Annotated in this window: 16 protein-coding genes; 4 read left to right on the top strand and 12 right to left on the bottom strand. The window is 32.0% G+C overall.

Features of this window, described 5'->3' with window-relative positions; genetic code table 11:
- Positions 1-3: 3 nt before the first annotated feature.
- The 11 genes from C7J90_RS07070 to C7J90_RS07020 all read right to left on the bottom strand — a co-directional run bounded on the left by C7J90_RS07070 (position 4) and on the right by C7J90_RS07020 (position 13712).
- Positions 4-915 carry an ABC transporter ATP-binding protein gene (locus C7J90_RS07070; protein WP_103210725.1) on the bottom strand — a complete coding sequence of 304 codons (912 nt, stop codon included), beginning with the start codon at positions 913-915 and terminating at the stop codon, positions 4-6.
- Between the two features lie 21 nt (positions 916-936).
- Positions 937-2931, bottom strand: coding sequence for a hypothetical protein (locus tag C7J90_RS07065; protein ID WP_232618853.1), 1995 nt, complete (start codon positions 2929-2931; stop codon positions 937-939).
- A complete protein-coding gene (locus tag C7J90_RS07060; protein WP_103210418.1) occupies positions 2932-3639 on the bottom strand; it encodes a hypothetical protein in 708 nt (235 codons plus the stop codon).
- An 18-nt stretch (positions 3640-3657) separates the two neighbouring features.
- A complete protein-coding gene (locus C7J90_RS07055; protein ID WP_103210416.1) occupies positions 3658-4017 on the bottom strand; it encodes a hypothetical protein in 360 nt (119 codons plus the stop codon).
- On the bottom strand, positions 3998-5146 hold the full coding sequence (locus C7J90_RS07050) for a glycosyltransferase family 4 protein (RefSeq protein WP_103210414.1): 1149 nt from the start codon (positions 5144-5146) through the stop codon (positions 3998-4000). The genes C7J90_RS07055 and C7J90_RS07050 overlap by 20 nt, the downstream gene beginning before the upstream one ends.
- A 2-nt stretch (positions 5147-5148) precedes the next feature.
- Complete coding sequence (locus C7J90_RS07045; RefSeq protein ID WP_103210412.1) at positions 5149-7701, bottom strand: glycosyltransferase; 2553 nt, start codon at positions 7699-7701, stop codon at positions 5149-5151.
- The gene (locus C7J90_RS07040; RefSeq protein ID WP_158701916.1) at positions 7698-8261 is read right to left on the bottom strand and encodes a hypothetical protein; all 564 of its coding nucleotides are present in this window, start codon (positions 8259-8261) and stop codon (positions 7698-7700) included. Before C7J90_RS07040 ends, C7J90_RS07045 begins: the two co-directional genes overlap by 4 nt.
- 6 nt (positions 8262-8267) lie before the next feature.
- The gene (locus C7J90_RS07035; protein WP_106465122.1) at positions 8268-9461 is read right to left on the bottom strand and encodes a glycosyltransferase family 4 protein; all 1194 of its coding nucleotides are present in this window, start codon (positions 9459-9461) and stop codon (positions 8268-8270) included.
- A gap of 13 nt (positions 9462-9474) precedes the next feature.
- Positions 9475-10287: an ABC transporter permease gene (locus C7J90_RS07030; RefSeq protein ID WP_106465121.1), complete on the bottom strand. Its 813-nt coding sequence runs from the start codon at positions 10285-10287 to the stop codon at positions 9475-9477.
- Positions 10288-10315: 28 nt separating this feature from the next.
- Positions 10316-11578: a nucleotide sugar dehydrogenase gene (locus C7J90_RS07025; protein ID WP_103210708.1), complete on the bottom strand. Its 1263-nt coding sequence runs from the start codon at positions 11576-11578 to the stop codon at positions 10316-10318.
- Between the two features lie 484 nt (positions 11579-12062).
- Positions 12063-13712 (bottom strand): phospho-sugar mutase, encoded by a 1650-nt coding sequence (locus tag C7J90_RS07020; RefSeq protein ID WP_103210267.1) that lies wholly within the window; start codon positions 13710-13712, stop codon positions 12063-12065.
- A 590-nt stretch (positions 13713-14302) separates the two neighbouring features.
- On the opposite strand from C7J90_RS07020, the gene C7J90_RS07015 reads away from it, so the two are divergent.
- From C7J90_RS07015 to C7J90_RS07000, 4 genes are all read left to right on the top strand, one after another.
- On the top strand, positions 14303-15541 hold the full coding sequence (locus C7J90_RS07015; protein WP_103210269.1) for an LCP family protein: 1239 nt from the start codon (positions 14303-14305) through the stop codon (positions 15539-15541).
- Positions 15542-15560: 19 nt separating this feature from the next.
- The gene (locus C7J90_RS07010; RefSeq protein ID WP_103210271.1) at positions 15561-16028 is read left to right on the top strand and encodes a DUF2538 family protein; all 468 of its coding nucleotides are present in this window, start codon (positions 15561-15563) and stop codon (positions 16026-16028) included.
- A 157-nt stretch (positions 16029-16185) separates the two neighbouring features.
- On the top strand, positions 16186-16620 hold the full coding sequence (locus C7J90_RS07005; RefSeq protein WP_103210273.1) for a GNAT family N-acetyltransferase: 435 nt from the start codon (positions 16186-16188) through the stop codon (positions 16618-16620).
- A 150-nt stretch (positions 16621-16770) separates the two neighbouring features.
- Positions 16771-20781, top strand: a complete 4011-nt coding sequence (locus C7J90_RS07000; protein WP_103208152.1) for a glucosaminidase domain-containing protein — start codon at positions 16771-16773, stop codon at positions 20779-20781.
- An 878-nt stretch (positions 20782-21659) separates the two neighbouring features.
- Here the strand turns inward: C7J90_RS07000 and C7J90_RS06995 are convergent.
- Positions 21660-23477, bottom strand: coding sequence for an acyltransferase family protein (locus tag C7J90_RS06995; RefSeq protein ID WP_103208150.1), 1818 nt, complete (start codon positions 23475-23477; stop codon positions 21660-21662).
- Positions 23478-23631: the final 154 nt, after the last annotated feature.

Raw genomic sequence — 23631 nt, 5'->3', positions numbered from 1 at the left:
TATTTAAAAAACACCTAATTGCCAAAAGATACTTAATAAGAATAACGCAAATGTGCCTAAAACTGGTATGAACGATGTCCAATGCACTTTATCAAATTCTGAATCAGTAATCGAATCGCTTCTTTGTTGTTGTAATTTTAACATTTTTTTCTTATAGGCTAATTGGCCTTCTTTATTTCTGGCTTTAAATCCTCTAATCAAAGTATTGTACCTGTTTACAACAAAATTCACATCACCATACTCTATCATTTCACCATAGTGAATCCATATCGCTTTATCACACATATTTCTAATTTGTGCTGCTGAATGTGATACAAAAAATATAGTCTTGCCTTCTTTTTGCAAATCTTTCATCTTATCAATACATTTATTTGCAAAAGTTTCATCACCTACTGATAAAGCTTCATCAACAATTAAAACATCTGGATTAGTGTGAATCGCAATTGAAAAACCCAGTCTTGCCTTCATACCACTTGAGTAATTCTTAATTGGTTGATAAATAAATTCATCTAATTCTGAAAAAGCAACAATATCTTCAAAGACGTCCTTTATTTCTTGAGAAGACATACCGTGCATTAAACATTTGTATCGAATATTTTCTTCACCAGTAAAATCGTTTTTTAATCCTGCCGATATAGCTATCAAAGAGGATTTACCTTTGATATCTACATTACCCTCTGATGGTAATAATACTTCAGCTAAAATGTTTGAAAGCGTTGATTTACCAGATCCATTAAGCCCTATTAATCCAACTGACATCCCTTCCTCTACTTCAAATGAAATGTTATGCAAAGCATAGTATGGTTTGGGTTTATAAAAATATCCAAAAGATAATAAGGAAATGATTTTATCAAACTTACTGTTATTTAAATCATAAATTTTAGAAACATTATTCACTTTAACTTTATATGTCATTTCATCACCTCGTATCCACTATTAATGACTAAAGCGCGAAACAGACTTTTTAATCTTCTCAAAGTTTACTTTATAATCTTCATAGTCTGTCATATGTGTGTGTAATATATCTGATTCACGATCCATAACACTATTTTCTTCGGTAAAGGCCCAAACTAATTTGCCACTTCCTTTATAATCACTTAACTTCGAAGGTATATAAGGGTTAATCGGTTTAATGCCAATTGTATGTGCATCAAATAATAATAATGCATCTAACATAGTTGTAATATTTAAAAACTCAAAATACCCTACGAGTGGATGTAATACGATATATTCTTGAAAATCACTTGCTTGATACATTCTCTTCACATTGCCATTGATATTGGTAAAACAATGGATTCGAAAATCTTTTTCCCCCGCTGCTTCTAAATATTTACAAACGAGTTCAATTTCATTAAAGCCTCTAGTAGCATAAAAATTTCCAAAATAACCTAAATTAATATAATCTGGAGAAACATGATAATTTGAAATCACCTTATTGTAATCAGCTTTATGCGGAATAGGATGGCGAGAAATGATTGCTCTATTTCTAATGGATTGTTTTAACTGATCATCAAAGCGTTCAATCATGTACTCTAACTGATTCTCATTTGTGAAAATTAATTCATCAGCATGTGATAATGCTAATAACTCACATACATTAAATACATTATCATCAACTAAGTGACTAAGATTTGGTTTCAACTGATGCTTTATTTTTTGTATATATTGTTCGTCAGTAATAGGTGCATAACGTATATCGCTTGTTACTGTTGAATGTAGCGGGTCTGAAAACTCTGCTCTCCAATACATATTAGGGTTTAAAATTTTAATCTCAAATGCTAAAAAATGTGATTGTGGAAACATTGCCCTTGAATAAAGCTTTTCGTAATTCTTGTTTTGAATTTTTAATACCTCGAGCCCTTTTTCAGTAAACCCAGAGATACTTTCCCAACTTGAGAATGCTTGTTTCGCATCAAGCAAATAATGTTTATCAACTAAATGTTCAGACAAGCTATTCAATTTCAAATCTGTTTTACGGATTTTTGACATATTATTAGAAATGATATCAACAACTTCATCTCTGTCTCTAATTCTTTTAGCCATTACATTTCCGCTTGTATCTATAAAAGGCGGGAAACAATACGCAATCACTAAAGTTTCAGCGTCATCCTTATTTAAAAGAGAATAATTAAAATAATGACACTGTTTCATAATATATGATTTTACTTTTTGCTTTTCCTTTTTATTCACTTTGTTTATATACGATTTAATCCCATAAATGAGACTGTTAACTTCAACTTTTGTTTCTATGATTGGGTTTACTGTTAATGTTTCTGTATAAACAGCATTTATAGTTTCCACTGCATCAATGATGTCGTTAAATGAATCTATTGCAAAATTTTGATCATTACTTTTCATGCCTATACTAGCATGTGATAAACCAATACTATGATTGCACATTTCGTTAATATAAACTCTAATAAATTGATTAATAGTATAATTTAAATTCATCGTTTGAATAATATAACTAGGATAAATGGTAAGCGCATTGTAATGATAAACAATACTTGATTTTAAATAGCGCTTATCTAAATCTAAAACTGTTTGTTCTTGGTCAATATATAACTTAATAACACAATGCGTATATTTAATTTGTTTTATAACAAATCTAAACATTTGATCAAAGCTTCCGTTATCAAAGTAGATAGCAACTGACTGATACACACTTAACTCATTATTCATGAATTCAGACATATCTTCAATATTCTTAAAAATTAATATAACTTGATCATAATAATTAATGAGCTTTTCAATATATCTTAAATCTAAACTTTGCATAAAACCTAAATATGCAATACCTTTATGTAGATCTTGTGGGTAAAAAGAACTCGTTTGATTAAATAACTCATTTACAAATGTATGCTCTTTCTTTTTGAAAGGTTCTTGCATTGCCTCTAATTGTTCAGGTGTATATTCATCATATTGCGTCAATTATTTCACCTTCTTCAAAATAACTTTTAGCATTTTTTTTAAGTTCTTCTTTGTAATTTTACTTTTATAAATATTAATTCTATCTAAATTACTTAAAATCAATTCATACTGTAAATATTTTCTTTTATAAGTCCATGCACTACGTTTAAATTTATGTAATTCTCTAAAGGCATACTGCATGCGTTGATGCGTATTTAGATATTTTTCATACAATTCCTCATAATCTTCTTTTAAGCGCACTAGTTCTTGCATTAACTTTTTTTCATTATATAATGGCTTTTGATATTGATTATGAATCTCTTTATTAATCATTTTAAGGACATGTTCATTGTGTTGCATGTTAGACTGAATTTGTTTATTACTGAGAAATTCAACAACTAACTTCCCATTTTCGATATTAAATAAATTAATTCTTCGCGTTGAGCCTATCAAATTTAGAATTTCAAATAATATATTCTCATTAATTTGAATAAAGTTAAAAGTAGTTACTATGACAGTTTGATTGCCTAGATGATTAATGATACTTTGAAGTTCTTTTATAGATTGATTGCTAATGGTATCATTAAAAATCAAACTCGCTTTATCAATATCCTCTAACTCAGAAAAAACATTATTTAAATCCATTGATTCATTATATTTCGTTTCGTAAACAACTTTGAGATTTTTTCTTAAATTAGACAAGTTTCTTGAAATGATATATTGATTCATAACATTGCCTTCTTCCTTTTAATAAACTCTAATCTCTTTATCCATTGATACTTTTTGATCGTTATTCTGCTTGACAAACGCTTTCACTTTATAGCGACCTGGTTCCAAATTCAATGTAAACACATTGGGAAGTTGATACATTAATTTTTCTAAAGCTGTAGATTCACCTTTTTTATAAATATAGAGTGCATATTCCATCATTTCACCTGAACTACAAACGATAATATCAATTTGACCTTCAGATTCTTGGTTAGTCGCTATTTTATCAATTTTTAAAGTCGCAGGATTATGATCCAAAAGTGTTTCAGTTTCTATCATAATATCTTCTAATTGTGCTTCCAAATATTCATATGCTTTTTTATAATCGATACTTCCCATCTGTAATCACCTCAATTTCTTTATTAATAACGGTATCTGTTCCAGTAACCTCTTGAATAGATTTTGATGCATTCTGACTTATTCTTAAAAAAAGATTAGGATTCTTTATTAAATTATCAATATATTCAACCATTTCTTCTACATTGTTACGTTCAGCTAGAAAACCTGTTTTACCGTGGTGAATGAAATCGGGAATGCCCCCTATTGCATTAGAAATTGGTACTAGACCTGAACTCATTGCTTCATTTAATGAAACACCTTGAGAATCATGACGACTAGGCCCTAGATAAATACCATGTTTAGCATGAATTTGAGGTATTTCATGTTGTGGCACAAACATTTTATAAAGGTGTACATTTTTCATTTTTTTCAATGGCTTTGTAAGTTCATCGAATAAAGGACCGTCTCCATATATTGAAAATGTTAACTTCTTGAAATATCTTTTTTTTGATAATTCCTGTATTACACGTACAGTTAAATCATTCGCGTAATTTTTTGCGGTAAAAGGTCTAATAGTTAAAATATGATAACGATTATTTACATTTTTTTGCCTGTAAGGGAATAATTTTCTGTCAATAATGTTCGGAATAATTGAGAATTCGTCTGGCTCAATACCTACAAAAGGGTCAACATAATATTCCTTTAAACCTCGTGAAACATATACAAATTGCACCCTCATATCCTTTCTTTCCATAAGTTTTTTTAAAAAAGACTTCTGATAAGGATAGTGCTCATCTTTTTTTCTTAATTGTGCTTTTAGTGATGCAGCAGAAGATAAATAGTTATAATACCTTGTATACCAATTTTCTGCTTCAAAACCATGTAACCAAACCACAATGTCAGGTTTAGTTTGAAGCATTTCTACAGCGCTAAACATTTTATAATTAATAAAATGAAATAATAACTTATCATAGTGATGATATAATAAATGATTATACAGTTGTGATGTATCCATATATTTTATCCAGACACCATCATAATACTCATCTCTCTTAATTTTTGTAGTAAAAACAACAACAGTGATTTTAAGATGATGTGTTAAATACTCTTTAACACGTCTATGAATAAATGCATTTGCATAAATTTTATTTTTATTAGGATACGCATTAGTGATGAGTAAATATTCCATTCTTAAACCTCACTTTTTAATTTTTCAATTTCAAGTTTTAATGAATTATCCACTGGTCTTGAGATTCCATCGTATAGACTCCAAATTTCCAGAAATTTTAGTATAATTTCTTTATTGTTCCTATTTTCTTTACCCATTCTAGATAAATACCAATTTTTCATATAGTAATTGAAGCGAAATCTCATGTATATATCTAAATATCCATATTTTTTTAAAAATTTAATTCTTTCTTTTTCAATTAGCATATACTTATCAAAAAAAGATGTTGTGATTGAATTGGTCATAGAATTTGAAACAGCAGCATAATATATATGTACAGTCGTATTTAGAACTTCAACATACTTCGCTTTATTCATGATTTCTAAAAAAAATAATGAGTCTTGACCGAGTGCACCTGGTACCATTTCAATTTGATTCTTCAAAATTAAGGATTTTCTTACAATTAAAGCTTGAATACTGGCTGTTTTAAGTTTTGTATTTTTTAATAAAGTGTGAGTATCTTTTGTAAATGTAGCGTTTGTTGCGCCAACAAAATGACTGTAATAACGATGGGTTTTCGTTCTATGATTATCAACTTTCAACATATTCCCTATTATGATATCAATTTGTTGATTGGTAGCAATTTTCTCATATAATTCATTGATACCTTCTCCAATCCATTCATTATCAGGATCTAAGAAAGTGATTAAGTCACTTTTAGCTTTTTTAACGCCTACATTTCTTGGTGTTGATGCACTACCTGAAGCTGTGTCAAGATTGATAAGTTTAATGTTGCTATACATTTTATTAAAGAAATTTAAAATATTTATAGTCTCTTTATCAGTCGAACCATCATTTACTAAGACTATCTCGAATTGTTCAAAATCTTTATTTCGAATAATTGATCTTAAACATTTGTGCTCTAAGTGTCTACCATTGTTGTGAACTGGTATAACCACACTTAGCTTTGGTGTCTTAAATGCTCTGCTTATTATTTCATTATCTAAATACGTTAACCCTAATGAATAACCGTGCTCATATGTCGTTTTATTATTTTTAAATAGCGTAACATTTTTCGAATCATAGTCATTAACATATTGATGATATACTTTGCTATTTGTAATAAAATCAGCATTCGCATAAATTGTTGCAGCAACCATATTTTCTAAATACTCTGCTTCATAACTATGCTGACTACTAAAGTATGTGTAATATTCTGTTTCGACTTTTTGATTAGGTCTTTTTATGATGTAATGATGATAGTTCTGGATTTTTAATTGTTGAAGTGCTTTTTGATCATGTTCCTCAATGATTACGGTTATAGTAGGTTGATACTCTATGTCTTCTGCTAATCCTAAGAAATTTGCAACTTTCACTAACCATTGATAATGATTAAAATTAAGCATCATACTTCGAATACTTGACGCTGTAGCACGTTCGATTAAAATATCATCTATTTTTAGTGTTTGCTCGATATCCTTCGAGTGAAATATCATTTGAACTTGAGGCATTGTCATATTGACAAAAGTATTATAATTTGAAAATAAAAAATTACCCATTGCTTGTAACTCGAAGACTCTATTTGCACACATACTTTTTGAATATTTGATGGTATTTAGATTTAAAGCAATCGGATGAATTTTGTGCATTTTCATCGTAGTTTTATGCGAAAGTGGCGCAGCAATATAGTTTAAATATTTTGCTGGGAATTGATATTTCGACTGATTTAACCACAGATTTCTATCAAAGATTGTTAAATCATAATCACTTTCAATTACACCATCCAATAATATCGTTGCATCTTTATTGCGTTCTCGATATTTTTCAATCCAAGATCCAGCAAAGATAATGCCGCGATTATTCTTAAAATATAATCCATCAATAGGATGATGGATTTTAGGATTAATTGGAAATTTCAAATGATGGACTTTAGATATACCTATGTGGTGATATTGTTCAATACAATCGACTTCAGTTGTAATGACGTGATCAACTTCTTTTGCATGCTCTTTGAAAACATCAAAATTGACTGGATCTTCTTTATTAAAAAAGATAACGGGAATTTTCTTACTTTTTAAATGATGAACTAAATTTTTAAACTCTTTAAATTTAGAACTATTACTATTCGTAATTCCTTCCCAATAACCATCAATCCCTCTCCATGTTGACGCAATAATTACAAAATCATAATTTTCATTTTGTCCCTCTTGACCGATATATTTTAAATGACAACTACCTTCTAATGCGTTATATAAAAACGTATCTGCTATAATTCCAACTTTATAATTCTGAAATAAATCTTCACGTGTGATAGCATCATGCATTGATTGATGTTTATACAGTTTACTTAAGTCACCCTTACCAACCTGATGAAATTGTTTAAGATAATCAACATATTCTGATAAAAATCTTAAATCATTTATTTCATATGATACTTGACCAGGGTTTGAATCTATCAATTCAGAAAGATTTTTTAACTTAGCTAACTCTTCAGGATTAATTTCTATTTGTTCTTCGGTCATTTGAAACGGTTTGATTTTTCCAAATAAAATATATTTTAAATCTTTAAAATTCATGAGCGCGACTCCCATAGTTTAACTTGAATTCTACCCAATTTTGATTGTCTTAACTTTAAATATCTTTTTAAAATACTGTCTTTCCCATTTGAAAGTTTTATTATGTCTTCTCTTTTTTTGATATTATCTCCAAGTAGTTTCTTCATTGAAAGGACATATTTCTGATTTTGCAATTCATTTAAAATTTTTAAATGTTTAGCTAGTAATTCCCATAAATTAGATATATTGACTTCACAATATTTATTTTCTTCATTATTATATTTAATCCATTGCTTATGATAAAAAAACAATGTCCACTTATTGGTACGAATGTCATAGTCTGAAAATAACATAGGAATCACTTCATGTTTATTGGCATACAATATTTGATTTTGATTTTTTATAGCTAGTTTTTCTTTATAATCGAATTCGTATATCACTTCGAATATACCTTCATGATGGTCATCTAAAATATATTTTTTTTGCATATTTTTATCAATATACAAATTCCCATTATCGCTATAAACCTTGACATACATACACTCATAACTGACTGTGGCTAAAAATTCTTTCACTTGCATTAGCAACTAACCACCTCTTAAAACTTTGATTAACTTTGTAATGTTTTTTTCCCAAATAAATTGATTCTCACTTACACCCTTTGTATTTTTTATAGTCTCTGATAATCGTTTTTTATCCTTTTTTAATAGCTCAATATAATTCACAATTTCATCTGTAGTCGCATTTTCTTTGGAATACCCAATATGGTTGTCATTAATTAACTGACATGTATCACCACCTAAATTTGCAACAATCGGTGTATAACAAGATATACTGTCTATCACTTTACCAGGCATAACATTCATAAAGACGCGTGTTTGCTTCAAGATTGATAGAGAAACGTGATGCTTTGAAATTAAATTGAGGCATTCTTCCCTCTTCATAGGTGGAATGAGATGTACATATTTTAAGTTTTCATCCTTAACAAATTTACGAAAACGATTCGCATGAACACCATATACAACAGCTGAAAATTGAATTCCTTTTTGATTTAAATGTTTGGCTATATCTATAAGCTGATTTACATCTTGAGCATAACCTATGTTGCCAGTGTAAATGACTGAAAAATCTTCTAACTTTTCATTACATCTGCATTCGTCTTTTGTAAATGCATTCGGCAAATATAAATATTGCTTTTGTTTACCCAATAGTTGATTGATATGTGTTTCAAAGTATGGATTATTGATTATAATTTCATCAGCTTGTTTGTACATCTTTTTTTCAAGCCATTTTAAGATAGGACGAATTCCATTGAGTTTATTCTTTGTTAAATCTAAAAAACTATCTGGCCACAAATCTCTAATCTCTAAAAAATATTTCGCATTTCGGTTCTTTTTTAAAAATAACGTTGCCCATGCCAAAAATATATTGGGGCTTGTTACAATTATATTTTGAAATTTTTGAGCTTTTTTCAAATAGAATCTTATTTTAATCATTAATTCTATATAATATAGCAATCGAAATAGTAAACTAGGATGCTGTTTTTGAAACCTCATCTTAATACGATGGATTCTATGGTTTTCTAAGCTATTTAAGTATTCATCATTAAAGTACTGATCTGATTTAAATAACTCTATATTTGGATATGAAGGCTCTGTAGTTACAATAACTGGGCTGTATCCATTTTGATCAAGTTGTTCAAATAGTTTTTTCATTCTATTAGCAGCTGATCCAAGTTCTGGATAAAAGTTTTGGCTAATTAATAATACGCTACCTTTCATAAAATCCTCTTTTCTATAAGAAATCTAACAATCTATTTTTAAACCTTTCATGTACCATAGCTCCTAAAGTTAATATGAATAATGTAAACATCCAATAATAAAAGTGATCTGCAAAGCTTCCATATAAGATTGGTGATGAATGCACAAAAACACTTCGATATATTTCAACTAAATATGTGAATGGATTAAGACGTGCAATATGTTGCAAAACAGGTTGCACGGATTGAATCCCCCAGAAGATAGGTGTCATAAAAAAACCTAATCTTAAAATGTTTTGCAGTAAATTTTTAGTATCCCTCACTACAATGACGAGCGAGCTCATTAAAAGTGAAATACCAAAAATTGCTGGAAATGCAGCTATAATAAAATAAATAAATAATAAATATTTCCATAAAGGTACATATCCTTGAATAAGTGATATTACAAATAAAATACTCGTCATAAAACATAAATTAAATAGTGTATTCGTAAAAGATATCGACAATAGTACTGATGAAGGAAATTTCATTTTAGTCACTAAGCCTAAATTAGCTTGTATTGCGTTAGCTCCTTGATTAATACTTTGAGAAATAAACAGCCAAGGAAACAAACCTGATATCAAGTGAATAATAAACGGAGCCCCATCTACTAATCTATCTCCACCACCTCTTAGCCCTAAGCCAAATATTAAATAATAGACGCCTACTTGCATTAGAGGTTGTAGAATATTCCAAAAAACTCCTAAATAGTGGTTGGAATATTGACTTTTCATATTATATACAGCAAGTTGAATAATTGTTTTCCAGTTTGATATTTGCTCATGTAAAATTACAAATAAAGATTTCACATTATGACCTACTATCTATAAATATTTCTCACTTATTGTCAAACTCGTATAAGTTACCATAATTATAATATTTTACCTTGTTAAAATCATTTCGCATGATATTTTTAGTATCAAAAACAATTGGATCTTGCATCGTTTCAAAATGTTGGTCTGTTAATGTTTTAAATTCTGAATGATCGCTCAAAACTAAAACAAGCGATGAATTGTCGACAGCTTTTTTAATGTCTTTTTCAACAAAATCCATATCAACGTGTGGATCGTACGCTACAACTTCAAGATGTTCTTCTTGCTTTAGTAATTCATATATATCGAATGCTGGTGATTCGCGTATATCATCTACGTCTCCTTTATATGTGAGTCCAAATACAGTGACTTTATGTGCATCTAAGTCTTTTAATATGTTTTTGGTTTTTTCAACTACATATGCCGGCATAGAACGGTTCACTTGGCGTCCAGTTTGGATTAATGGAGAATGCTCTGGATCTTTAGCAATAATAAAATAAGGATCCACTGCTAAGCAATGCCCCCCTACACCTGGTCCTGGAAGATGGATGTTAACACGAGGATGCTTGTTCGCCATCTCAATAACATCTAGTACATTGATATTGAGGTTATTGCTAATTTTTGCGATTTCATTTGCTAATGCAATATTCAAATCACGATATGTGTTCTCCATCAATTTACTCATTTCAGCTGTTCTTGCATCCGTTTCAATCATTTCTCCTTTAACAAATGTACTATAGACACGCTTACCTGCTTCGACGCAATTTTGAGTAATGCCTCCAATAATACGATTGTTATTGATTAATTCATCTAAAATTTTTCCAGGGAGTACACGCTCTGGACAATGTACTAAATAGATATCTTCTCCTACTGTAAAACCTTGAGACTCAATAAACGGCTTGACATGATCATCCATTGTACGTGGGGCTATTGTTGATTCTACGATAACAGTATTGCCTTTTTTCAAATAAGGTATAATACTTTTTGTTGCAGCCATCACAATTGAAATATCACACGATTCATATTGATCATCATTGTTTGGAGTCGGTACTGCGATAATAAATGCATCCGCTTCGGCTGGTTCTAACGAGGCTTTAAATTTACCTGTTTCAATAACCTCTTCATACATTTCTTGTAGACCAGGTTCTTCTATATGTATATGTCCTGCATTAAGCCTTTCAACTGCTTTTTGATTCACATCCACACCATGAACATCTACGCCATGTTTAGCGAACATAATTGAAGTTGGTAAACCAATATAACCTAATCCTACCGTAGTTAATTTCACTTTGATACACCCTTTTCTTTATTTGTTTTACACTTAGCTAAATATCAACTTTCGTTTTATGACAACATCTTTTCAAACATCAGACAGTTCATTGATTTTCAAAAATTATTAAACCATTCACACACACTTTAAAAATTTTTTACTTGAATTCACTGTTATGAGATGCTCATAAAACCCATCTGACTTATTGATACTTTGAGTATCATTAAAAACAATATCACTCACTTTGAATTCAGTTATTGTTAAGTCTATATTAATTTTTAAGTATATCTTTTGAAATTTCAATTAAAAACAGCTAATTATTATATCATTTACATATTCTTATGCTTTGTTATACAATCACTTAATAAAATTTACATTTTTTTAATGTTTTGCTTTTATCTGAAGTTGATAGAACATTAAAAAGCAGACACCCTGACTATCATCATCTAGGGTATCTGCTCTTTATCGTTTCTTCATTTATTCTGTGTGTTCTCTAAAGCTACTATGACAAAAATTGAGTTTGAAATGCTGCAACAATCTCATCAAATTGATCTGCATTTAAAGAGAAATATACTTTAATTTTCGGCTCCGTACCTGATGGTCTTAAAGCAATAAAACCTTCTTCAAATGTAAATCTCAAAACGTCTGCTTGGGGTAATTCTAATTTTCTTTCACAGTTATTTTCATAATCTTTTATGCTACTAGATAAATAATCTTCTTTCGTTTTTATCTTTAAGCCTAAAAGTGAATCACTTGTGTCATTTCTAAAATGATTCATAATTTCAATAATCTTCTGTTGGCCTGCTGCACCTTCATATGTTGGCGATAATGTAACATCTCGATAGCGACCGATTTGCTGGTAAATATCTTCAAGTACATCTTTAAATGTCAAACCATTTTGACTTAGCGTTTGTTTGTATTTTACTAAAAGCGGTATAAACTGAATTGCATCTTTGTCTCTTGATAAATCTTTCACAAGATAACCATGGCTTTCTTCATAAGCCAATATAAGTTGTTGATCTTTTGCTTCACGCAATTTCAATTGTTCAGATATATATTTAAATCCAGTAAGTACATTTACTACTTCAATATTTAATGCACGTGCAAGCGCCTCTCCTAATGCACCTGTTACAATCGATTTAATCATAAAAAATTGATTTGTTGCTTGCTGTTGTAACTCTTGAAAGCGTAATTTCATTAAAAGTAGCCCTATTTCGTTACCAGTAAAATAACGTGTTGTACCATCTGCATAACGCTCGACAAATCCAAATCGATCGGCATCTGGATCAGTCGCAATCATCAATGATGCATCCACTTCTTCGGCTAGACGCTGACTATACGAAAATGCTTCCTCTTCCTCAGGATTAGCACTTTTAACTGTAGGAAAGCGCCCGTCTGGACGTGATTGTTCTTCTTCAATGACATAATTCTCAAAGCCTAGTTCATCAAGTAATTGTGCCCCTATAGGTAAGCTCGTACCATGTAGACTGGTTAAGACGACCTTTTCACCATAATCCGTAATAGGTCCTACGAGAGCCTTAACCCCTTCCTTGTATGCTTCTGTTACTTCACTACTTAAAGTTTGGATATATCCTCGATCTTTTAACACTTCGATCTCATCCACTTCAATAGTAAGGGGAGATTCTATTTCATTAATATATTTACTTAAAATTTCTGAAGGGTCAGTAAGTAGTTGCCCGCCATCTCTTCCGTAAACTTTGATACCATTATAGTGGCTTGGATTGTGGCTTGCAGTAATCATTACACCCGCATCAGCTTTCAAATAGCGTACTGCAAAAGAAAGTTCAGGAGTAGATTTATAACTTTCTGATACGATCGCCTTTACCTCATTCGTAGCCAGTACACTTGCAATTTCATAGGCAAATTCCTGAGAAAGGAATCTAGTATCAAAGTGAATCACAACAGTTGGATGCGCATGCTCTGCTTTTAGATATCTAGCTAAACCTAATGCCACTTTGCGTATTGTAAATTTATTTAAACGCCCTGGTCCTAATCCAAATGTACTTCGTATTCCTGCCGTACCAAACTTTAACGTATCTTGAAACGCTGCTTTACGTTCTTCTTCATTTTGCAAATCATAAAAGTCTTTAACTAAACTCTCTTCTAAATAAGCTTTCCAATTTTCTTCCATATTTATAACACCTTCCTTATCAACTGTCACTGAGTTTAAGATTTGTCTGGCTTTTTAGTTCGTATGAAAACAATAGTTATAATCTTAATTCTCAGGTAAAAGCTATGGGCTCGACAAAACAGTATATTTTATATTCAATTTGTAAAATGTCTTAGCCCCGATTCACCTCTTATTATACATGATTCATTCGTATCAAACATATCTATGCATTTATATTTATTTGATATTGTTCTTTTTGTCATACTTTCTTCATTATAATCATATAAATTGGGAGATTTTTGTCGATGTATCAATAGTGTTTCGTGTAACTTATTATAGACACTTTATACTGTTAAAAAATTGACAATACCAAAATAATTAAGCTATAATTTCATGCAAGCAAGCACTATAATATTGGAGACTAGCAATAAGTTGAAATCGAGACAAAGTTATAGAGTTTACAAAAATCATTTGTCATTTTTCTACTACATGATAAAGAAAGGTGATTTTTGTTTTTTTATTTATTCCACTTAATGTTTTAACTCTATTTCATTCATTTTTAGGTCTCATTTGATTTCATTCTAAAGAACCATACTGAGGAGCAATGAATCATGAATAAGGCGTTTAAAGCATCATTATACCTACTGTCACTCATGTTAGTTATTGTTCCTGCAATTTATGTAATAATCTTGTTTAATTCATCAAAGTCTGCTTTTGACCATTCATTTTCTGATACTGAACATCGCCAATCACACTTACGCAATGCAAATGTAGATATTTCCAAAGATCCTGTCTCTATTTTATTTTTAGGGATTGATGATAATGAATCGCGTCGTCAAAATGGTCAAAGTGTAGAAAATGCTAGAACTGATGCTATGATTTTATCAACATTGAATCCCGATACTAAAAAAATACGCTTATTAAGTATACCGCGTGACACATTAAGTTACATTCCACAAGTTAACTACTACGATAAAATTACACACGCACATGCATACGGTGGACCAGAAGCTTCAATGGATAGCGTCGAATCTACTTTAAATGTACCGGTTGATTACTATATCCGCATTAATATGGAAGCTTTTGCTGCTGCTGTTGATGAATTGGGAGGCATTGAATTTGATGTTCCTTATGATCTAAATGAGCCAAATACAATGGACGAAGGAAGAATTAAACTCAAAAAAGGAAGACAACAACTTAATGGAGACGAAGTGTTAGCTGTCGCTAGAACACGTAAGCAAGACTCTGATTTAAAACGTGGTCAAAGGCAAATGGAAATTTTAAAAGCACTGTTCCAAAAAGCTCAAAAAACAGAATCCCTTCATAAACTAGATGATATTATTGAAATTGTAGGAGATAACGCTAGGCATAATTTATCATTTAAAGAAATACGCACTCTAGCCATTCAGTATTTAGTTAGTGATGTAGATATTGAATCTCAACAACTTAAAGGAGATAATGAATTATTAAACGGTATATACTATATTAATCCTAATATTGACGATTTAATCAAAACATCAAATTTATTACGAAAAGATTTAGGTTTAAGTCCTATTACAAATAATAATGAGTATTTAACTGAACGGATCAAAACAACTTATGGTGAAATCCCACCACTTGTTGATATTCCATCTTTTCTTTTAGATGACACACATCAACCTGATACATCAAATGAAGGTGAGTCAGAGCCTGGTAGTATATCAAGTGAAGAATCTTTGGACAATGGTCAAGACACCTCTAACCCAGATATAAATACGACTCAAAATCCAAATACGATTCCTGAACAATCTCAAAATAGTACCGTAGAACCTAATTCGTATCCAGAAACAAATACTAATGAATTTTATTAGCTTTTAAAGGAGGCTTACTATGTCATTGACAGTTGAAAAGATTAAGCGCATTAATGGAATGTTTTCAATGCTCGAACAGCAAATCATCCACAGTAAAGATATGGCACACTTTCGTGGTGAGCTTTTTTATGTTAATCATCAGCATCGTGAAAATTATGAAGCGCTACTCCTCTTTTACAACGACAGCGAAACAAACCCTGTTTTAAATGGGGCTTGTTACATTGTAGCATTACCTGAAATATTCGATGCTATTGATGTTTTCAAATCACCTTTACCCTTTTCATGGGTCTACGATGAAAAGGGATTAACTGAAGAAATGCAAAAATTAAGTGTACCTATTCAATACCTTGTTGCTGCCGCATTAGAAGTTACTAATGTCAATATTTTCACACCTTCTGGGTATGCGATGGGACTTAATAACTGGAATTTGGTGCAAATGCGTATTTTCTGGCAATATACTGCAATTGTTCGCCAAAATGCATTTTAATAACAAATATATTTTCACTCGAGTGACCTTGGTTTAAAGCATTAAAGTATTTGGGACACCGTTTATCGGTTTTTCCAAATACAACTTGCTTTATCTCCCAATCACTCTTTTTTTATAAATTTTCCATTAAAATCAACAATATAAATGAGGGATTTCAATGTTCAAAGTAGGCACTAACCGCTCCATTTATCGTGATGCACTATACATCAGAAAAAAAGTATTTATTGAAGAACAAGGCGTCAGCAAAGCAGAAGAAATTGATCAATATGAAGATAAATGTCAATATATTGTCGGTTATGATGATAACCACTCACCTATTGCCACTGCGCGCTACCGACTTGTAAATAATATCGTTAAAGTTGAACGCGTCGCTGTTATGCCAGCTCAACGTAGACAAAATATAGGTCAATTACTCATGCAAACACTCGAAAAGGATGCTACCGCAAAAGGCTATCATCATTTTAAATTAGGCGCACAATTACATGCCGTACCATTTTATGAGAAGTTGGGATATCATATTGATGGAGATATTTTTATAGATGCAGGCATTCCGCATTATCACATGAAAAAAATCAGTAAAATTATAAATTAATAATTAAACTTTTAATGCATAATAGATAACTATACAGCAAACGATTATTAAAGTTAAATTACAATCTAATTAAATTACCCATTTTTACTTCCTTAAATATTATACTTATAGTAATCAACTTATAATATTATAATTTAAAGGAGAAATGAAATGGCTAAAAAAATCGGGTATAAGACATCCTCTATCATTGCCTTAACATTAGCAGGTGCAGGTATTACAGCACACAATGCTGATGCAGCTGAACAAAACTCAACATCACAAGCAACACCACAAAACGTTCTAGATGACCAAACATCATTAGATCAAGCTGAACAAACAAAAAGTGATGTCACGTCTTCACAACAAGGTGTCGTGAGTACACAGCAATACAAAGACCCAACTCAAGTTCAAACACTTGACCAAGATTCTCCATCTGGACAAAGTACACCTGATGAAATCGTACTGTTTGATACAGAGGATTCATCAGTCAATGACAATACATCTCAGGAACAAACAAATTCAATAGACACACATAGTGAAGCAGAAGTTCCTGAAGCTGAGTATAATAGCCTTCAAGAAAATCAAGCTACTGATAATACTAAAGCAAATACAACTCCAGTTACTAATCAAAATACTGATTCTCAATCTGAAGACAATACTCAATCCGATGCAACTCAAGCTGTGAATCAAAATGCAGATACTCAATCTAAAGACAACACTCAAACTGATGCAGCTCAAGTTGTAAATCAAAATGCAGACACTCAGTCTAAAGACAATACTCAAACCGATGCAGCTCAAGTTGTAAATCAAAATGCAGACACTCAGTCTAAAGACAATACTCAAACCGATGCAGCTCAAGCTGTGAATCAAAATACTGATGCTCAACTTAAAGACAGTGCTCAAGCAGTCGAACAATCTAAAGCAACTCAACCTACATCAACAAAACAAGTTCAATCAACTCAACAACCTGTTGCAAAGTCAGTACAACAACCCAAAAACATCTCAAGTAATCAAGCTAAAACAACAGAAACTGCAGCTGAAAAAAGAATACCAACAAGCGGGACTGCTTTTCGTTCAGCAACGACAAGCAAACCAGTAGCTTATGCTATGAATTCAAATCGACCTGCAGCTTATCAACCTAAAGTAAAGTCTAAAATTAATGATTACATCCGTAAACAGAAGTTCAGTGTACCTCGTTATGAAGAAGACTATTCATCTTACTTCCCTAAATACGGGTACCGTAATGGAGTGGGCAAACCTGAAGGCATCATTATTCATGATACAGCAAATGATCGTTCCACAATTAACGATGAAATTAGTTATATGAAAAGGAATTATCAAAGTGCATTTGTTCATGGCTTTATTGATGGTCAACGCATTGTCGAAACACAGCCAACTGACTATCTAGCTTGGGGTGCAGGACCTATTGCTAATGAACGCTATATTCATATTGAACTTGTACACGTTCATGATTCTAATTCATTTGCACGCCAAATGAATAACATGGCTGATTATGCTGCCACAAACTTACAATATTATGGACTTAAGCCGGATAGTGCTGAAAACGATGGTCGTGGTACAGTATGGACACATAATGCTGTTTCTCAATGGCTTGGTGGTACAGATCATGTTGATCCACATGGCTATTTACGTGCACATGGTTATAGTTATGATGAATTATACGATCTTATTAATGAAAAATATCAAGTTAAAATGGGGTTAGCTTCCCCTGCTTACTCTACTGGCTCAACAACGCCTAGCACACCATCGACTGGGTCATCTCAAAGCAAGTTGTCAGTGAGTGCTAATACTGGCTATTTACGTATTAATACTAAAAATAGTGGCTTATATACAACTGTATATGATCAAGCAGGTAAATCAACCCGCGCAACTAATCAAACTTTAAAAGTCACTAAAAAAGCAAGCCTAAATGGCCAAAACTTTTATCTTGCATCTGATGCAAAGACAAATGCTTTACTCGGTTGGGTGAAAACTGGAGACGCAACATATCAAGTAGCTCAAGGCGTGAAAAGTATCAATCATAGCTATCAAGTAAAGCCGAAAACAGTTGTCTATAGTGTGCCTTGGGGGACAAAATCTCAAGTTCTTGGTACAACTCACGCAACGTCAAATCAAACATTGAAAGCAACCAAATCTCAAGTCGTTGGTGGCACTCAGTGGTTATACGGAACAGTTGGTAAATTAACAGGTTGGATTAATTCAGCTAATACTGTACAAAAAACGACACCGCAATCAAGTGCTTTGAAGGTTACAACAGATACTGGTGTAGGTCGAATTAAATCAACAAATGGTGGCCTTTACGCGTCAGTTTATGATCAAGCAGGTAAAACAACACGTTCAACTAACCTCACTTTAAACGTAAGTAAAAAAGCGAAGTTAGACGATAAAGCGTTTTATTTAGTTTCCGACTATGCGACAGGTACAAATATTGGATGGGTAAAACAGTCTGACGTTGATTATCGCACAACTAAACCAGCAACAGCGCATCATAAAGTGTACACAATCCCAAGTGGCACAAAACTTTATCAAGTTCCTTGGGGCACATCTAGACAAGTCGCTGGAACTGTGTCTGGTCAAGGTTCTCAAATATTTACAGCAAGTCAACAAAGACAAATAGGTAATGCTATTTATGTGTTTGGTAAAGTGAAAAATATATCTGGCTGGGTTAATCAAAATAAACTTTCAGCATCAACTGCTTCATCACTTGTAACAAAAGCAGTATCAAAAATGGGACAAGTTCATCCGTCAACATCTGGAATGAAAACATCTGTTTATGATCAACAATCTAAAGATACATCTCGATACAATGACAAAGCCTATAAAGTTGTTAAAGAAGCTTCACTGAACAATGATAACTATGTATTATTGCAAAGTGGCAACACACCACTTGGATGGTTTAAAGCGAGCGATGTTAACACAAAATCATTAAGTAAAGAACAAAAAATCAGTGGTCAATATACGGTTCATTCTCAAAATGGTGGCTTATATGCAGTACCTTGGGGTACATCTAAACAACGTATTGATACTCTACGTAACTTAACCAACAATTTGTTTACAGCAACGAAAAAAGTAAACGTAGGCGATATGACATACTTATTCGGTAATGTAAACAAAAAAACAGGCTGGATTAATGCAAAAGATGTATCACCAAAATCAACAGCATCAAAACCATCATCATTACGTACTGCTACTACACCTAGCAATACAACGGCAAAATCAAATCTTAAAGAAGATTACTTTGTAACAAATAAAAAAGGTTATTATTACGCTAAACCAGATAACAAAACAAAACTTGGTTCATTATCGAGTTATTTTGAAACGCTTTTTACAATTCAACAAAGTAAATTAGCTCAAGGTATTACTTGGTACTATGGCCATTTCAATGATGGTAGGAATGCGTGGCTTAAAGCAAGTGACTTACGTTCAATTTTAGTTCACTATTATCAATCACCACTTACATTGAATGAAGCATTGAAAAAACAATATGCGCTTACACCAAAGCCACAAACACAACACACACCAGGGACATGGGAAGATGCAACACTTGACGAAACACGCCAAGCTATGGATACTACAAAATCTGCTAAAGATCCAACACAAATGTATCAATTTTTAAAACTCGATCAATCTCAAGGACTAAGTGCTAGTCAGTTAAATAAACTATTAGCAGGTAAAGGTATCCTTGCCGGTCAAGGAGAAGCATTCAGACAAGCTTCCTCAAAATACAATATTAACGAAATCTACTTGATTTCACATGCATTTTTAGAAACAGGTAACGGAACATCTAAGTTAGCAAATGGTGGCTATGTTGATAAAAACAATAATATTATCACTAATGGCAAGGTTAAATATTATAATATGTTTGGTATCGGTGCTTACGATCAAGATGCGTTACGTAATGGTTTTAAAGCAGCGGAAAGATACGGTTGGGACACAGTAAGTAAGGCAATTATCGGAGGAGCTCAGTTTATTAGAGAGCGCTATATCGATGTTGGACAAAACACACTATACCGTATGAGATGGAACCCTCAAAATCCTGCTACACATCAATATGCTACAGATATTAGCTGGGCAAAGAGTAATGCAACTCGAATTAAAGGATTTTACGATTTAATTGGTGAAAAAGGTAAATACTTTGACATCGATAATTACAAAAAATAAATAACTTTTTGTATAGTGGAAGAGTCTGGGATATCAATCCCAAAATAATAGCGTAGAGATGGTTCAATCATGAATCACCTCTACGCTTTTCTGTTATCAATCATTCGTATTGTTTGGCTCGCATTTCCTAGGGGATGGGTCGAGCCTTGGTCTCGACGCTCATCCTATTCCCTCAGGCGTCTCGCCAACAATACTACGTTATATACATGTCATTGAATGAATCATCTCATTATAAGAAAACTTCGAGATATTTGTATCCCAGCCTGGTTTTTGATTAAATAATGATAAAAATGCATCAATGCATGTAAACAACACCTCCTCATAGCCCCCTTGCCCTACTATGATGATAAACATCGTTATCAAATCCTCAAAGACGCATTGTCGCCAAAATAAAATTAAAGGCGCTCAGTCAAATTGGACTGGTCGCATTAAATTAAGGCGTTATGCAATAATGGGTTACTTAACTCCTTTTTCGTTGTGTGATCATAAAGTCTTGAACATTAATGCCTCTTTTAATACGACATAAATCAGTAAAATTGAGTTGGTAAAACATACTTTATAACTTAGGGGTGTGAATAAATATAGCAAATTTGATTGTTTCCTAAGCCAAGACTTCTGAGGCATCTTGCCGTAACCGAAAATCCATTTTAAGATTGGGTAAGTTCAATCTTAAAATGAGTTGAGGTGAGGCGCCTAGAAAAGCGAGGCTTTATGGAACAATCAAATAAATGAAATATTTATACACCAGTCCGATTTACTATAGAACCAAATTAAAAGGCTTGCCTTCTATCATTGCAGAAAACAAACCTTTAAAATGAAACATTCATTACTATTATCTCTGATACACATCTACTCTTTTTTGCACTTTTCAATATGGCTTATTCCGCTTTTGGACCTTGATGCTCTGACATCTTCTCGTCCAAAGTTGCTACTAATTTTTGAATACCTGGATATTCTAGATGTATACCATCATAAGCAAAATATTCTGTATGACCAATACCAACTTGATGCCAATCCACTAAAACGACATGTTGATGTTTTTTAGCAGCTTTTGCTAATAATTTATTCACATGGCTTTGATATGATCGTGGTACCGTTGTATTGATAAGATAAACATTCGCTTTATCAAAATAGCTTAATAACGTTTGAAGCGCTTCTTCATTAAAATCCCCATTTGTTCCTATTTGAATTACAATAGCTTGACCTTTTCGGTTATAAGAGGCATATTGAGGTGCTACTTGAATCGCTTCCTCTATCGACCGCCCTACTCGCGCGTCTATTGTTGGGGTATCATAGTGTTCATCCAAGTAATTTCCCATCCCTACTGTAAGGGAGTCTCCTATGAATAATGGTGATTCACCCTCAGGCTTAAAATCATTTGCAGAGCGTTCTTTCTCTTTACTTGATACATTCTTATCACTTGGTGGATTTGTTTTTTCATGTTTTCCAGTTTTATAAGCTGTTTGTTTTTGTTCTGTTTTAGCTAAACTATCGAATTGCCCTAGTAATGTTAACGTCAATAAAGATAAGCCTATTAAAATCACAGGTGTTCTAATCATAGATGTCATTGATGTACGATTTTGAAAGAAAGTACGCCAGCCATAATGTCTAAATGGTGTTTCGATATACCGATAAGATATTTCAGCCATAACAAAGGTTAGCATGACATCTAACATGTACATATAAAATGGATATTGACCAGCTACAAAATTTTTATGTATAAACGTTACTATAACATAGTGCCATAAATACAAACTATAAGATCTTTTGCCAATATACGCAAATAGTGGATTTGATAATACTTTGGCCAATAGTCCTTTGGGCTGAACACTACTCGCAATCACTATTAATGTAATGAGTGAGATGACATAAAATCCTCCCATGTAGAGCCATTGTTGTTCTTCATTAACAAACCAAAATATAGCGATTAAACCTGTAAGTGCTATAGTTCCAACCATATCTATAAAAGCTCGTCCTAGCTTTGGGGGATTCGCTTTCAGCTTAAATGCAGGCCATACAAAGGCAAATATTGCTCCTAATAATAACGTTTGCAAACGTGTATCCGTACCAAAATATGCTCGTGAAAGGTTTGTATCTAGCATCGATACAACTATCATCCAAATAGCTGACATCATAGATAATATCAATAATGTCATTATTACTTTTTGACGTGATTTAAATATTTTTAAGATAAGTATAAGTATAATTGGATATAAAATATAAAATTGTTCCTCTACAGCAAGCGACCATAAATGCTTTAAAGGCATCGGTTTAAACTGTTCGAAATAATCAACATCTTGAAAAATATACCACCAGTTTGAATAGTAAAGCAATGCCGCTTTAGCGTCGCCTTTAATCGATTCTAATAATGTATGTTCAAAAGCTAAAACATATACTACTGCAAAAGCTGTCACAAATAACATTGCTGGAATTAAGCGTTTAAATCGCTTAATCCAAAAATTCACTAAATTGATGCGTCCATAATTTTCAAATTCAAACATTAATAAGGATGTTATTAAATAGCCTGAAATGACAAAAAATGTATCAACTCCAAGAAAACCTCCTGATAGCCATTGTGCGTTAAGGTGATAAATGATTATCCCTATCACTGAAATGGCACGCAGTCCATCTAAACCAGGCAAGTATCTTGGAGGGTTCTTAAGTCTCTTTAGCCCAGTAAAACTTTTATTTGCCATAACCTCATATCCCTTACTATTAATTTAAATGTAATTCTTTTTTGTACTATATAGCTTTCAATTTATCATAAATCGACTAAAATGAGAATATTTGCTAATATTTTACATTTAATTTTATCTTTTACTGTGCCTTTTATATAGTGAACAAATCTTT

This window comes from Staphylococcus felis (genome assembly GCF_003012915.1).
Taxonomy (GTDB): Bacteria; Bacillota; Bacilli; order Staphylococcales; family Staphylococcaceae; genus Staphylococcus; species Staphylococcus felis.
The sequence above is the reverse complement of the archived record's forward strand: the minus strand, read 5'-3'. Positions and strand labels throughout refer to the sequence as shown.